Annotated in this window: 13 protein-coding genes; 10 read left to right on the top strand and 3 right to left on the bottom strand. The window is 70.0% G+C overall.

Annotated features, from left to right (window positions below; all coding sequences use genetic code 11):
* Positions 1-2 precede the first annotated feature (2 nt).
* The 8 genes from ACYVO7_RS07580 to ACYVO7_RS07545 all read left to right on the top strand — a co-directional run bounded on the left by ACYVO7_RS07580 (position 3) and on the right by ACYVO7_RS07545 (position 9331).
* The gene (locus tag ACYVO7_RS07580; RefSeq protein WP_460449230.1) at positions 3-620 is read left to right on the top strand and encodes a cytochrome c oxidase assembly protein; all 618 of its coding nucleotides are present in this window, start codon (positions 3-5) and stop codon (positions 618-620) included.
* A gap of 57 nt (positions 621-677) precedes the next feature.
* Positions 678-1553, top strand: coding sequence for a cytochrome c oxidase subunit 3 (locus ACYVO7_RS07575; RefSeq protein ID WP_460449229.1), 876 nt, complete (start codon positions 678-680; stop codon positions 1551-1553).
* A gap of 62 nt (positions 1554-1615) precedes the next feature.
* Positions 1616-2032, top strand: a complete 417-nt coding sequence (locus tag ACYVO7_RS07570; RefSeq protein ID WP_460449228.1) for a DUF983 domain-containing protein — start codon at positions 1616-1618, stop codon at positions 2030-2032.
* Positions 2033-2048: 16 nt separating this feature from the next.
* Positions 2049-2792, top strand: coding sequence for an SURF1 family protein (locus ACYVO7_RS07565; RefSeq protein ID WP_460449227.1), 744 nt, complete (start codon positions 2049-2051; stop codon positions 2790-2792).
* Between the two features lie 122 nt (positions 2793-2914).
* Entirely contained in the window at positions 2915-4348 is a 1434-nt protein-coding gene (thrC, locus tag ACYVO7_RS07560; RefSeq protein ID WP_460449226.1) for a threonine synthase, read from the top strand.
* Positions 4345-5673 carry a M16 family metallopeptidase gene (locus ACYVO7_RS07555; protein ID WP_460449225.1) on the top strand — a complete coding sequence of 443 codons (1329 nt, stop codon included), beginning with the start codon at positions 4345-4347 and terminating at the stop codon, positions 5671-5673. The genes thrC and ACYVO7_RS07555 overlap by 4 nt, the downstream gene beginning before the upstream one ends.
* 11 nt (positions 5674-5684) lie before the next feature.
* Positions 5685-6287 carry a GNAT family N-acetyltransferase gene (locus tag ACYVO7_RS07550; RefSeq protein ID WP_460449224.1) on the top strand — a complete coding sequence of 201 codons (603 nt, stop codon included), beginning with the start codon at positions 5685-5687 and terminating at the stop codon, positions 6285-6287.
* A gap of 161 nt (positions 6288-6448) precedes the next feature.
* Positions 6449-9331 carry an EAL domain-containing protein gene (locus ACYVO7_RS07545; RefSeq protein ID WP_460449223.1) on the top strand — a complete coding sequence of 961 codons (2883 nt, stop codon included), beginning with the start codon at positions 6449-6451 and terminating at the stop codon, positions 9329-9331.
* A gap of 21 nt (positions 9332-9352) precedes the next feature.
* On the opposite strand, the gene ACYVO7_RS07540 is transcribed toward ACYVO7_RS07545, so the two are convergent.
* Complete coding sequence (locus ACYVO7_RS07540; RefSeq protein WP_460449222.1) at positions 9353-9973, bottom strand: YqgE/AlgH family protein; 621 nt, start codon at positions 9971-9973, stop codon at positions 9353-9355.
* A 126-nt stretch (positions 9974-10099) separates the two neighbouring features.
* Here ACYVO7_RS07540 and ACYVO7_RS07535 point away from each other — a divergent pair, with 126 nt between their 5' ends.
* Both ACYVO7_RS07535 and ACYVO7_RS07530 read left to right on the top strand, forming a co-directional pair.
* On the top strand, positions 10100-10987 hold the full coding sequence (locus tag ACYVO7_RS07535; RefSeq protein ID WP_460449221.1) for a protein-disulfide reductase DsbD domain-containing protein: 888 nt from the start codon (positions 10100-10102) through the stop codon (positions 10985-10987).
* A gap of 100 nt (positions 10988-11087) precedes the next feature.
* The gene (locus ACYVO7_RS07530; RefSeq protein ID WP_460449220.1) at positions 11088-11573 is read left to right on the top strand and encodes a redoxin family protein; all 486 of its coding nucleotides are present in this window, start codon (positions 11088-11090) and stop codon (positions 11571-11573) included.
* A 92-nt stretch (positions 11574-11665) separates the two neighbouring features.
* On the opposite strand, the gene rnhA is transcribed toward ACYVO7_RS07530, so the two are convergent.
* Positions 11666-12151 (bottom strand): ribonuclease HI, encoded by a 486-nt coding sequence (gene rnhA / locus ACYVO7_RS07525; protein ID WP_460449219.1) that lies wholly within the window; start codon positions 12149-12151, stop codon positions 11666-11668.
* Positions 12148-13113: a homoserine kinase gene (locus ACYVO7_RS07520; RefSeq protein ID WP_460449218.1), complete on the bottom strand. Its 966-nt coding sequence runs from the start codon at positions 13111-13113 to the stop codon at positions 12148-12150. The genes rnhA and ACYVO7_RS07520 overlap by 4 nt, the downstream gene beginning before the upstream one ends.
* Position 13114 lies beyond the last annotated feature (1 nt).

Genomic DNA, 13114 nt, shown 5'->3' with positions numbered 1-13114 from the left:
TCATGAGCGACCATCAGGATCCTGCAAAGCTCCCCGGCCGCCCCGATCCGTCGCGCGCGGCGCGCCGCACGCTGATCGCGTGCGTGGCCACCGTGGCCGGCATGGTGGGCGCCTCCTACGCGGCCGTTCCTCTCTACAAGCTGTTCTGCCAGGCCACCGGCTTCGGCGGCACGCCCCAGGTCGCCACGCAGGCCGCCGCCTCGGTGGGCGAGCGCAGCTTCCGCGTCCGGTTCGACTCCAACGTCAACCAGGCGCTCGGCTGGCGCTTCCAGCCCGAGACCCCTTACGTGGACGTCAAGGTCGGCGAGACCACGACGGTCTTCTACAAGTTGACGAACTCAGGCCCGACGAAGTCCAGCGCGGTCGCGTCCTTCAACGTCCTGCCCGAGCTGACGGGCGGGTACTTCAACAAGCTCCAGTGCTTCTGTTTCAACGAGATCACTCTCGCGGCCGGAGAGACGCTGGAAGCGCCCGTGGTGTTCTATGTCGACCCGGCGATCGCAGCCAATCGCGACCTCGACGGGACGAGCGAGATCACCCTGTCCTACACCATCTTCCCGACCAAGGGCTCGCCCAAGCCCTTGGCCGGGATCCAAGACGCAAGCAAACCCAAACTCTAAAAGGGGGACCGCGCGCGGCCGGCGGCCGCATGCGGGACGTATCGGAGAGCGACCACGATGGCCGAGGCCCACGTCAAGAACCACGATTACCACCTCGTCGATCCGAGCCCCTGGCCGTTCGTGGGGTCCGTCAGCGCCTTCTTCATGGCGGTCGGCGCGATCATGTGGATGAAGAACCTGGCCATGGGCGGCCTGCACGCCGGCCCGGTGGTGTTCGGCGCCGGCCTTATCGGCGTGCTCTACACGATGGTCGCCTGGTGGGGGGACGTCATCAACGAGGCCGAGCACAAGGGCGACCACACCCGCGTGGTGCAGATCAGCCACCGCTACGGCATGATCATGTTCATCGCCTCCGAGGTGATGTTCTTCGTGGCGTGGTTCTGGGCCTATTTCGACGCCAGCCTGTTCGCGTCCGAGGCCAAGCAGTTCATGCGGCTCGAATATACGGGCGGCCACTGGCCCCCGAAGGGCATCGAGGTGTTCGATCCTTTCCACCTGCCGCTGCTCAACACCCTGATCCTGCTGACCTCGGGCACGACGGTGACCTGGGCGCATCACGCCCTGCTGCATGACGACCGCCAGGGCTTGAAATGGGGCCTGATCCTGACGGTGCTGCTCGGAGCGCTGTTCTCGATCGTGCAGGTCTACGAGTACAGCCACGCGCATTTCGCCTTCAAGGGCTCGATCTACGGCGCCACCTTCTTCATGGCGACGGGGTTCCACGGCTTCCACGTCTTCATCGGCACGATCTTCCTGCTGGTCTGCCTCGTGCGGGCGCTGCGCGGCCACTTCTCGCCGCGCCAGCATCTCGGCTTCGAGTTCGCGGCCTGGTACTGGCACTTCGTCGACGTGGTGTGGCTGTTCCTGTTCGTCGCCATCTATCTGTGGGGCTCCCAGTGGGGCGCCGCGGCGGGGGCGGCGGCGGCTCACTAGCCGCGACGCGATTTCGGTCTGGGCGGCCCGTCGGGGCCGCCCTTCGCTTTTGGGGGGCGGCCATGACGATCGAGCCCGCGCGTGAGATCGACGCCGCTCCGCCGCCGGCGGCGGAGATCCCCGACAGGACCGCGGCCCTGCTGGCGGGCCTGCGGGGACGCTGCCCGCGATGCGGCCAGGGGCCGCTCTTCTCCGGCTTCATCGCCGTCGCGCCGGCCTGCGGCTCCTGCGGGCTCGCCTTCGACTTCGCCGATTCGGGCGACGGTCCGGCGGTGTTCATCATGCTGATCGCGGGCTTCCTGGTCGTGGGCGGCGTGCTCTTCGTCGACATGCGCTACGCCCCAGCCTGGTGGGTGCACGCCCTGCTGTGGCCGCCCGTCGTGATCGGGCTCTGCCTTGGACTGCTGAGGCCGCTCAAGGGCCTCCTGATCGCCGCCCAGTTCGCCAACAAGGCCGAGCAGGGCCGGCTGGAACGCTGAAGGAACCGCCGCCGCCGTGGACCGCCGCATCACCCGCCTGATCGCCCCCGCCCTCGCCACCTTGGTCGCCTTCGCGATCCTGGTGGGGCTGGGCGCGTGGCAGATCGAGCGCATGGGGGCGAAGCACCGGCTGATCGCCCGCGTCGAGGCCCGCATGGCCGCGCCCCCCGGCCCGCTCCCGCCGGAGGCGTCCTGGCCCGCCCTCAGCCCGAAGACAGCCGACTACGAGCGGGTGCGCGTCACTGGCCGCTTCCTGCACGACAAGGAGGCGCATCTCAACGGCTTCATCTCCGGCAAGGGGCCGGGCGCGACCCTGATGGGCTTCTTCGTGCTCACGCCGCTGCAGCTGGCCGACGGCGCGGTCGTCATCGTGAACCGCGGCTTCGTGCCCACGGAACTGGGCGATCCGGCGAAGAGGAGCCAATCCCAGCTTCCCGGCGAGGTCACCGTCACGGGCGTGCTGCGCATGGCCGAAAAGCCGGGCATGTTCGTGCCGGCCAACGACCCGGCCAAGAACAGCTGGTTCTCGCGCGATCCCGTCGCCATCGGCAAGGCCTACGGCCTGCAGCGGGTCGCGCCCTTCGTGATCGATGCGGACGACGCCCCCATGCCGGGCGGCTGGCCGAAGGGCGGCAACACCATCGTGAGCTTCCCCGACAATCACCTTCAATACGCCCTCACCTGGTTCGCGCTGGCGCTTGCCCTGCTGGGCGTCTTCGGCTTCTGGGCCCGCCAGCAGTGGAAGGGCCGCCCCGCGTGACGGCGCGCTTGTCAGCCCCGGACGGGCCTCCTACCCTCAGCCGCACCGGTCCGGACGGCCGCAGCCCGGCCATCGGACCAGCAGACGACAGCGCCGCCAGGCGACCCTCGCGAGGATCTTCCGTGCTTCATGTGTCCACCCGGGGCGAAGCGCCCGCTCTCGGATTCGCCGATGCGCTGCTGGCGGGGCTCGCCCGCGACGGCGGCCTCTATCTGCCGCAGTCCTGGCCGGCCATGGACCAGGCGGCGATCGCCGGGCTGGCCGGCGCGCCCTACGCCGAGGCGGCCAGGCGGATCATCGGCCCGTTCGCGCAGGAGATCGACGCGGGCGCGTTCTCCCGCATGGTGGACGCCGCCTATGCGAGCTTCCGCCACCCGGCCGTGTGCCCGCTGACGCAGCTCGGCGACAACCTCTTCGTGCTCGAGCTCTTCCACGGCCCCACGCTCGCCTTCAAGGACGTGGCGATGCAGCTGCTCGGCAGGCTGATGGACCACGTGCTGGAGCAGCGCGGCCAGCGCGCCACCATCGTGGGGGCCACCTCCGGCGACACCGGCGGTGCCGCCATCGACGCGTTCAAGGGACTGAATCGGGTCGACGTGTTCATCCTCTACCCGCATGGCCGCGTCAGCGAGGTCCAGCGCCGGCAGATGACGACCGTGGAGGCGGACAACGTCCACGCAATCGGCGTGGAAGGCGATTTCGACGACTGCCAGGCGCTCGTGAAGGCGATGTTCAACCACCACGCCTTCCGGGACGAGCTGATGCTCTCTGGCGTGAACTCGATCAACTGGGCCAGGATCGTGGCCCAGGTCGTCTACTACTTCACGGCGGCGACCAGCCTGGGCGCGCCGCACCGGCCCATCAACTTCTCCGTGCCGACGGGCAATTTCGGCGACGTGCTGGCCGGCTGGGTGGCCAAGCGCATGGGCCTGCCCATCGGCCTCCTCAACGTCGCCACCAACGCCAACGACATCCTGGCCCGCACTTTGGCGACGGGGCGCTACGAGGCCGCCGGCGTGACGCCCACCACCTCCCCATCCATGGACATCCAGGTCTCGTCCAACTTCGAGCGGCTGCTGTTCGAGGCCTATGGGCGCGACGGCGCGGCCGTCCGGCGACTCATGCAGAGCCTCTCGCAGAGCAAGGCCTTCACGATCGATCCCGGCCCGCTCGCCGCGATCCGCTCGGAGTTCAGCGCCAGCGCGGTCGGCGAGGACGAGGTGCGGCGCGAGATGGCCGAGACCTACCGGGACGCCGGCTACACGCTGGACCCCCATACGGCGATCGGGGTCGCCAGCGGCCGGGCGGCGCTGCGCGCCGATCCCTCGGTCCCGATGGTGGCGCTCGGCACCGCGCATCCGGCCAAGTTCCCCGACGCCGTCGAGGCGGCGACCGGGGTCAGGCCCCGGCTTCCCGCCCATCTGGCGGACCTTCTGGACCGCCGCGAGCGTTTCACCACCATGCCGAACGATCAGGGCGCCATCGAGAACCTCGTCCGAAGCCGCGCCCGGGCGGCCGGAGACCCGGAACGGCGCCACAAGGGAGCCGCCGCATGAATGCGCCCCCGCGCACCAAGGACCTTCGCGTCGGCGCGCCGCGCGAGGAGGCCGTCCGCATCACGACGCTGCCCAACGGCATGCGGGTTGTGACCGAGACCATCCCCCAGCTCGCCACGGCCTCGCTGGGCGTCTGGATCGGGGCCGGCACCCGCCACGAGAAGGAGGGCGAGCAGGGCCTCGCCCATCTGCTCGAGCACATGGCCTTCAAGGGCACGCGCCGGCGCTCCGCCCTCGACATCGTCCAGGAGATCGAGGCGGTCGGCGGCGACCTCAACGCCGAGACCAGCGTGGAGCGCACCTCCTACTATGTCCGGCTGCTGGGCGAGGACGTGCCGCTGGCCCTCGACATCCTGTCCGACATCCTCACCGAGCCGGCATTCGACAAGGCGGAGCTGCGGCGCGAGAAGGGCGTGGTGCTGCAGGAGATCGGCGCCTGCGAGGACACGCCCGACGAGGTCGTGTTCGACATGTTCATGGAGACGGCCTTCGCGGGCGCGCCCATCGGGCGGCGCATCCTGGGCACGCCCAAGACCGTGCGGGCGCAGTCGGCGGATTCGATGCGCGGCTTCCTGGAGCGGCAGTATCGCGGGCCCGAGATGGTGCTGGCGGCCGCCGGCGCGGTGAACCACGACGACATCGTCGAGGAGGCGAGCCGGCGCTTCGCCAGCATCGGCGCGCAGTCGGTCGAGGCGCCGGAGCCCGGCCGCTATGCGGGCGGCGACGGCCGCAAGGTGCGCAAGCTCGAGCAGGCCCACATGGTGCTGGGCTTCGCCGGCCGGTCGTTCCACGACCAGGACCACTACGCCCTGCACGTGTTCTCCAACCTGCTGGGCGGGGGCATGTCGTCGCGGCTGTTCCAGGAGATTCGCGAGAAGCGCGGGCTCTGCTACGAGATCTACTCCTTCCACCAGCCCTTCAGCGACACCGGGACCTTCGCGGTCTATGGCGGCACCGGCGAGGACAAGCTCGGCGAGTTCATCCCGGTGATGCTCGACTGCCTGCGCGAGGCGGCCGACAAGCCCACCGACGAGGAGGTCGTCCGGGCCAAGCAGCAGATCAAGGTGTCGCTCCTGATGGGGCTGGAGTCCTCGGCGCGGCGGGCCGAGCAGATGGCCCGCCATGTGCTCGCCTTCGGCCGGGTGCTGCCGCGCGAGGAGATCGTGGCCGCCATCGACGCGATCACGATCGACGACGTGCGCAGGGTCGCGGCCGACATGCTGGCGAGCCCGCCGACCGTGACCGCCGTCGGTCCCGTCCGCAAGCTCATGGATCCGGCCCGGATCGCGTCGCATATCGGGGCCGCGGCCCGCGCCGGGGGATAAGGCTGCCGACGATGGCGTTCTTCCGCCTGCCAATCGCATCGGAAGATCCGCCCGCCATGCGGGGGACGGGCCTCCACCTGCGCACCCCGCGGGCGGAGGACTTCGAGGCCTGGGCGGCGCTGCGCGAGGCGAGCCGCGACTTTCTCAAGCCCTGGGAGCCGATCTGGCCGGCGGACGACCTGACCCGGGCGGCGTTCCGGCGGCGCATCAAGCGCTACGCCCGCGAGATCGAGGAGGACTCCGCCTACCCGTTCTTCCTGTTCCGCGAGTCCGACGGCGCGCTGCTGGGCGGGCTCACCCTCGGAATGGTGCGCCGCGGCGTCTCGCAGGCCACCACGCTCGGCTACTGGATGGGCCAGCGCCACGCCGGCAAGGGCTACATGACCTCGGCGGTCCGCCTCGCGGCGGGCTACGCCTTCGAGACGCTCAGGTTGCGGCGAATCGAGGCGGCCTGCGTGCCCTACAACGCGCCCTCGATGCGCCTCCTGGAGCGCGTCGGCTTCCAGCGCGAGGGCTACGCCCGCCAATATCTCTGCATCGACGGCGTCTGGCAGGACCACCTCCTCTACGCCTTGTTGCGCAGCGACTTCTCCGCCGACACACCCTCGCCTTGAATCCGGGCCACCAAGCCGCACGGGGACGCCTCCCTCTGCGTCCCCCGTGAAAATCCCAAAGGGGCGAGCCTGCCTTGCCCTCCCATCAGGCTCCCGCTACGACTGCTGACGCCTTGCGGCCGCTCGCGACCACCGGCGTTCGATCCTCCAGGGTTTTGTCTTTGCGCCTTTTCCGCATCCTCCTCGCAGTCGTCGGGTTCGCTTTCGTCATCGCGGCGATTCCCGAGACGGCCCTGGCGCTCGACCCGGTGTCGGTGAGGACCGGCAGCGCGGCGGTGGACCTGCTGCCCTTCGTCGAGCGCTCGCGTTCCGACGGCGACCTGATCCAGATCTCGACGGCCCCGGGCGCCGACGGCATCGTCCGGCGCATCGCCATCAAGGCGAAGGAAGCCGGCACGCGGCCGGACTGGATCGTCTTCGCGCTCAAGAACGACACCAACGAACAGCTGACCCGCTGGCTCGTGGCCCCGCATTTCAGGCTGGTGAACTCCGGCGTGGTCGCTCCGGACCTCGGGGCCACCCGCATCACGGCCGTGACGGCCAGCCAGGGCGAGAGCCCGGACCGCGAGGACAACGCCGAGGCGGACATCTTCGAGATCGTGCTCGATCCGGGGTCGACCGTGACCTACATCGCCGAGTTGGCGAACCCGCGGCTGCCGCAGCTCTATCTGTGGAACCCCGACGACTACAAGGAGAAGGCCAACGGCCTCACCTTGTACCGGGGCATCGTGATCGGCATCGCCGGCCTCCTGGCGCTGTTCCTCACCATCGTGTTCGTGGTCAAGGGGGCGGTGATCTTCCCCGCCGCCGCGGCGCTCGCCTGGGCGGTGCTGGCCTATGTGTGCATCGATTTCGGGTTCTGGCAGAAGATCGTCCCCACGACGCCGCAGGGCGAGCAGATGTACCGCGCCACCGCGGAGGCGGTGCTGGCCGCAACCCTGCTGGTCTTCCTCTTCGCCTATCTGAACCTCAACCGCTGGCATGTGCGCTACAGCCACGTGACGGCGGGCTGGCTGGTGTTCCTCACCGCGCTCATCGGGCTGGCGGTGTTCGACCCGGTCCTGGCGGCGGGCGTCGCCCGCATCTCGATCGCGGCGGTGGCGGCGGTGGGCTTCCTGCTCGTCATCTATCTCTCCACGCATGGCTACGACCGCGCGGTGCTGCTCGCGCCGACCTGGTTCCTGCTGCTGGTCTGGGTCATCGCCACGGCCTTCGCGGTGGTCGGGCAGCTCAACAACGACTTCGTCTCCCCGGCCCTCCTCGGCGGCCTGGTGCTCATCGTCATGCTGATCGGCTTCACGGTGATGCAGCACGCCTTCGCGGGCGGCGCGCTGGCGCAGGGGCTGGTGAGCGACGCCGAGCGCAAGGCGCTGGCGCTGGCCGGATCCGGCGACACGGTGTTCGACTGGGACGTGGCGGCGGACCGGGTGTTCGTCAGCCCCGAGGTCGAGGCCTATCTGGGCCTGAAGCGCGGCACGCTGGAGGGCCCTGCCGCCAACTGGCTGGAGGTGATGCACCCCTTCGACCGGGACCGGTTCCGCGCCACCCTGGACGCCGTGCTGGAGCAGCGCCGCGGCCGCGTCGCGCTCGATTTCCGGCTCAAGACGGCCGACGGCCATTACTACTGGTACGCCATGAAGGCGCGCCCCGTGGTCGGCTCGGACGGCGAGGTCGTGCGGGTGGTCGGCACGCTGGGCGACGTCACGGAGGCGAAGACCGCCGAGGAGCGCATCCTGCACGACGCCGTGCACGACAACCTCACCGGCCTGCCCAACCGGCGCCTGTTCCTCGACCGGCTCGACGCCGCCCTCACTTTGGCGCGCTCCGACGACTCGGTGCGGCCGACCGTGATCGTGCTCGATCTCGACCGCTTCAAGCAGATCAACGAGTCGGTGGGCCTTCCCGCAGGCGATTCCATCCTGCTCGCGGTGGCGCGCCGGCTCGGGCGCCTGCTGAAGCCGCAGGACACGCTGGCGCGCATCACCGGCGACCAGTTCGGGCTTCTCCTGCTCTCCGAGCGCGAGCCCGAGCGCATCACCATGCTGGCCGACACGATCCGCCGCGTGGTGACCACCCCGGTGGTGTTCGGCGACCGCGAGATCTTCCTGACCGCCTCGACGGGCATCGCCCTGCCCGACCCGAGCTCGCAGTCCAAGGGCGAGGACGTGCTGCGCAGCGCCGAGATCGCCATGGTGCACGCCAAGCGCCTCGGCGGCGACCGCATCGAGGTCTTCCGCCCCGCCATGCGGGCGCAGCGCACCGACAGGCTCGCGCTGGAGATGGACCTGCGGCGCGCCGTCGAGCGCGGCGAGATCAAGATCCTGTTCCAGCCCATCGTCCGGCTGGAGGACCGCACGGTCGCCGGCTTCGAGGCGCTGATGCGCTGGGATCACCCCAAGCTGGGTCGGCTCGCGCCGGCGGAGTTCATCAGCATCGCGGAAGAGAGCGGGCTCATCATCGATCTGGGCGTCTTCGCGCTGGAGCGCACCGCCCAGGAGCTCGCGGCCTGGCAGCGGGCCCTGGAGGTCGATCCGCCGATCTTCGCCAGCGTCAACGTGTCGAGCCGGCAGCTGCTGCGGCACGACCTGCTGCAGGACGTCAAGATGGTTCTGTCGCGCTGGCCCGTGCACCGCGGCACGCTCAAGCTGGAGATCACCGAGAGCCTAGTGATGGAGAACCCCGAATACGCCACCCAGATCCTGACCCGGATCGCGGATCTCGGCGCGGGACTGTCCCTGGACGACTTCGGAACGGGCTATTCGTCGCTGAGCTACCTGCAGCGCTTCCCGTTCGACACGATCAAGATCGACCGCTCCTTCGTGAAGCCCGACAGCAAGGGGACGCGCCCGATCATCCTGCGCTCGATCGTGACGCTCGCCCATGACCTCGGGATGGAGGTCGTGGCGGAAGGCGCGGAGACGGAGTCGGACGCCATCGAGCTCTACCAGCTCGGCTGCGAGCACGCCCAGGGCTACGCCTTCGGACCGCCGATGACGGCGCTGGAAGCCCGCAAGCTCGTGGGCGCGGCGACCGAAGCCGCCTAGCGCCTCGCAGCGTGGAACGCGTCAGGCGTGTCCGGCTTCGCTGGACAGCATGGCCGGGTCGATGCCGATCTTGCGCAGCGCGCGCTCATACTTGGTCTCGAAACCGGTGTCGAAGACGAGCTCCGGATCGGGCTCGCAATGGAGCCAGCCATTCTCGTTGATCTCGGTCTCCAGCTGCCCAGCGCCCCATCCCGCATAGCCGAGCGCCAGGATGGCGTCGCGCGGACCCTCGCCGGCCGCGATGGCGCGCAGGATGTCCACCGTCGCGGTCAGGCAGATGCCGTCGTCGATCGGCAGGGTCGATTTGTCGATGTAGAAATCGGACGAGTGCAGGACGAAGCCGCGGCCGGTCTCGACGGGGCCGCCCTTCAGGACCTTGAAGCGCTCGGCCCGCTCCGGCAGGCGGATGCCGCTCTCGGCCGGGATGATCTCGAGCTGCTCCAGCAGGCTTGGGAACTCGATGTTCGGGGCCGGCTGGTTGATCACCAGCCCCATCGCGCCTTCCGGCGAGTGGGCGCACACATAGATCACGGTGCGGGTGAAGCGCGAATCCGGCATCCCCGGCATAGCGATCAGGAGTTGGCCGTCCAGGAAGCCGCGGGCGTTCATAGCGACGGAAGTCTCAAACGTCTCGAGGTGCATGATCGTATGCCCTTTTGCCTGCGAAGCCAACGCGGTGGCCCATCTGTCGTTCCCGCCGGCCCGCTGCGCGTCCCTTCACGCGCTCGTGGCTTTGCGCAGGCGGCGGGCTCTGTCATGAGGAGCCGGATGACACGCAAGAAAGCTTTCCGCGCCGGGCCGACCCTCGCCCTCGGGGCGATGCTGGCGGCTTCGGCCCCGTCCTTCCCTCACGCCGCCGACGCGGGCGCGTCCACCTGGGCGTCGGGCTTCCACGCCTCGTTCAGGCTCGTCGATGGCGGGGCTGCGGACGCGCCCGGGTTCCGGAAGGCCGGGATCGAGATTCGGCTGGACCCGCACTTCAAGACCTATTGGCGCACGCCGGGCGACTCTGGCCTTCCGCCGAGCTTCGACTGGTCCGGCTCGGACAATGTCAGGGCGGTCGAGGTGCGCTGGCCCCTGCCGGCGCGGTTCGAGGACGCGGCGGGCTCCTCGATCGGCTACAAGGAGGCCGTGCTGCTGCCGCTGCGCGTGACCCTCGCGAATCCCGCCAGACCCGCCGCGCTGAACCTCAAGCTCGACTACGCGGTCTGCGAGCAGATCTGCATTCCGGTGAAGGGCGAGGCTCGCCTCCAGCTGGGTTCGGGAGCCTCCGCCCCGCCCTTCGCGTCCGCCGTCGCGGCGGCGGAGGCCAGGACGCCCGTCCGCAAGCCCGCCGGGTCCGGCGCGCCGCCCTCGATCGAGGCGGTCGAGGCCGCAGCGGACGGCAGGTCGATCGCCGTGTCGGCTGCGCTTCCGCCCGGCCCCGGCCCGGTCGAGCTCTTCGCCGAGGCCGGGCAGGACTGGCTGTTCGGCCCGCCGGCCCTCGTCAAGGACGAGCCGTCGCGGGACGCCCGGCGGGTGACGTGGCGCCTGGCCGTCGACGCGGCCCCGGCCGATTCCCGCCTCGCCGGCCTCCCGGTCACCATCACGCTCGGGACGGGCTCCACGGCGATCGAGGTCGAGACCCGCCTCGACGCCGAGCCCAAGCCGCACTAGATCTCAGGGCGGCGGCGCGCGCCCCGCAGAGCCGTCTCTCCGGGTCGCGCCGGCGCCTTCCACCCGGGCCCGGCCCGGCATCCCCTAGGAGAGTTCCTCGATGAGCATCGCAGTCGGCGACCATCTGCCTGAAACCACGTTCCGCGTCATGACCGAGGGCGGGCCGACCCCCAAGACCACGGACGAGATCTTCAAGGGCCGCAAGGTCGTGCTCTTCGCCGTGCCGGGCGCCTTCACGCCCACCTGCCACAAGAACCACCTGCCGAGCTTCCTGACGCACTACGACGCCCTCAAGGCCAAGGGCGTCGACGCCATCGCGGTCACGGGCGTCAACGACGTCTTCGTCATGGACGCCTGGGCCAAGGCCACCGGCGGGGCCGGCAAGATCGAGTTCCTGTCGGACGGCAACGGCGATTTCGCCAAGGCGCTGGGCCTCGCCCTCGACGGCTCGGGCTTCGGCCTCGGCACCCGCTCGCAGCGCTACTCGATGCTGGTCGACGACGGCGTGGTGCGCGTTCTCAATGTCGAGGACACGCCGTCCAAGGCCGACGTGTCCGGAGCCGAGAACCTGCTGAAGCAGATGTGATCGGCCGCGCCGCTCTCTCCGGGACGCCGGGGGAGAGCCTGCGCGCCTCTTGGGCTCAGCCAGGCGAGCATCGCCGACCGGGCTGAGCCGCCCTACCCTGCCGCTGCGCCCTGGCGCTTTTTCGGCAGGAACGGCGCCATGCCTTCACGCGCCAGCCCGTCCACGAGTTCGTTCTCGGTGTGGCCGGCATGGCCTTTCACCCAGTGGAAGCGCACGGTGTGCCGGCCCCGGGCCGCGTCGAGCTGCTGCCAGAGTTCGGCGTTCTTCACGGGCTTCTTGTCGGCCGTCTTCCAGCCATTGCGCTTCCAGCCATGGATCCAGGTCGTGACGCCCTGGCGGACGTACTGGCTGTCCGTCCAGAGGTCGACCACGCAGGGGCGCTTCAAGGCCTCCAGCGCCATGATGGCGGCCATCAGCTCCATGCGGTTGTTGGTGGTCAGCGGCTCGCCGCCCTTCAGAATCTTCTTCTTCTCGCCATAGACCAGCAGCGCTCCCCAGCCGCCCGGGCCGGGATTTCCGGAGCATGCGCCGTCGGTGTAGACCGTGACCCGGTCCGGGCTCTCGGCGGCTTCGGTCACGTGCGTCTCCCGTAGTCGGATGGGGCCGCCGCGCGCTCGTGAAAGCGCAGCTTGCGGTAGTATTCCAGCGGGTCCTTCGGGCGCACCAGCGCGCCGGGCGGCACGTTGAGCCAGTCGACCAGCCGGGTCAGCATGAAGCGCAGGGCCGCGCCTCGGCACAGCACCGGCAGGGCCTCCAGCTCGGCGCCCGAGAGCGGGCGAACGCGCTCGTAGCCGGCGATCATCGCCTGGCCCTTGGTGAGGTTGTAGGACCCGTCCGCCTCGAAGCACCAGGCGTTCAGGCAGACCGCGAGGTCATACGCGAAGGCGTCCGTGCAGGCGAAGTAGAAGTCGATCAGGCCCGACAGGCGCGGACCGAGGAAGAAGACGTTGTCGGGGAACAGGTCGGCGTGGATCACGCCTTCCGGCAGGTCGGCCGGCCACTCCGCCTCGAGCCGCGCCAGAGCGTCCTCGGTCGCCGCCGCCAGGCCCGGCGCGACCGTATCGGCGCGCGCCTGCGCGGCCTCGAAGAGCGGCCGCCAGCCCCGGACCGAGAGCGCGTTGGCGCGCCGCATCGGGAAATCGGCCCCGGCGAGGTGGAGGCGGGCCAGGGCTTCGCCGACCGAGGCGCAGTGGCCGACGCCCGGGCGGCGCACGCCCATGCCGTCCAGGAAGGTCACGATGCAGGCCGGCCGGCCGGCCAGTCGGCCGAGCGCCTCGCCCTCGCGGTTGCGCACCGGAACCGGGCAGGTCAGGCCGGCGGCCGCCAGGTGCTGCATCAGGCCGATGAAGAAGGGCAGGTCCTCCTCCCGCACGCGCTTCTCGTAGAGCGTGAGGATGTAGAACCCCTTCTCGGTGTGGAGCAGGTAGTTGGAGTTCTCTACGCCTTCCGCGATGCCCTTGGCGGCCAGCACGGCCCCGAGGTCGTAGCGGGCTGCGAAGGCGGAGAGCTCCTCGTCCGAGACGTCGGTGTAGACCGCCACC

The organism is Alsobacter sp. SYSU BS001988 (assembly GCF_054796215.1).
This window is presented reverse-complemented; position numbering and strand designations above follow the sequence as displayed.

Excerpts from the sequence above, each read along its gene's own strand:
- ACYVO7_RS07550 (WP_460449224.1), top strand. The coding sequence starts at position 5,685 with ATGGCGTTCTTCCGCCTGCCAATCGCATCGGAAGATCCGCCCGCCATG.
- ACYVO7_RS07570 (WP_460449228.1), top strand. The coding sequence starts at position 1,616 with ATGACGATCGAGCCCGCGCGTGAGATCGACGCCGCTCCGCCGCCGGCG.
- ACYVO7_RS07535 (WP_460449221.1), top strand. The coding sequence starts at position 10,100 with ATGACACGCAAGAAAGCTTTCCGCGCCGGGCCGACCCTCGCCCTCGGG.
- ACYVO7_RS07580 (WP_460449230.1), top strand. The coding sequence starts at position 3 with ATGAGCGACCATCAGGATCCTGCAAAGCTCCCCGGCCGCCCCGATCCG.
- ACYVO7_RS07530 (WP_460449220.1), top strand. The coding sequence starts at position 11,088 with ATGAGCATCGCAGTCGGCGACCATCTGCCTGAAACCACGTTCCGCGTC.
- ACYVO7_RS07540 (WP_460449222.1), bottom strand. The coding sequence starts at position 9,973 with ATGCACCTCGAGACGTTTGAGACTTCCGTCGCTATGAACGCCCGCGGC.
- ACYVO7_RS07555 (WP_460449225.1), top strand. The coding sequence starts at position 4,345 with ATGAATGCGCCCCCGCGCACCAAGGACCTTCGCGTCGGCGCGCCGCGC.
- ACYVO7_RS07575 (WP_460449229.1), top strand. The coding sequence starts at position 678 with ATGGCCGAGGCCCACGTCAAGAACCACGATTACCACCTCGTCGATCCG.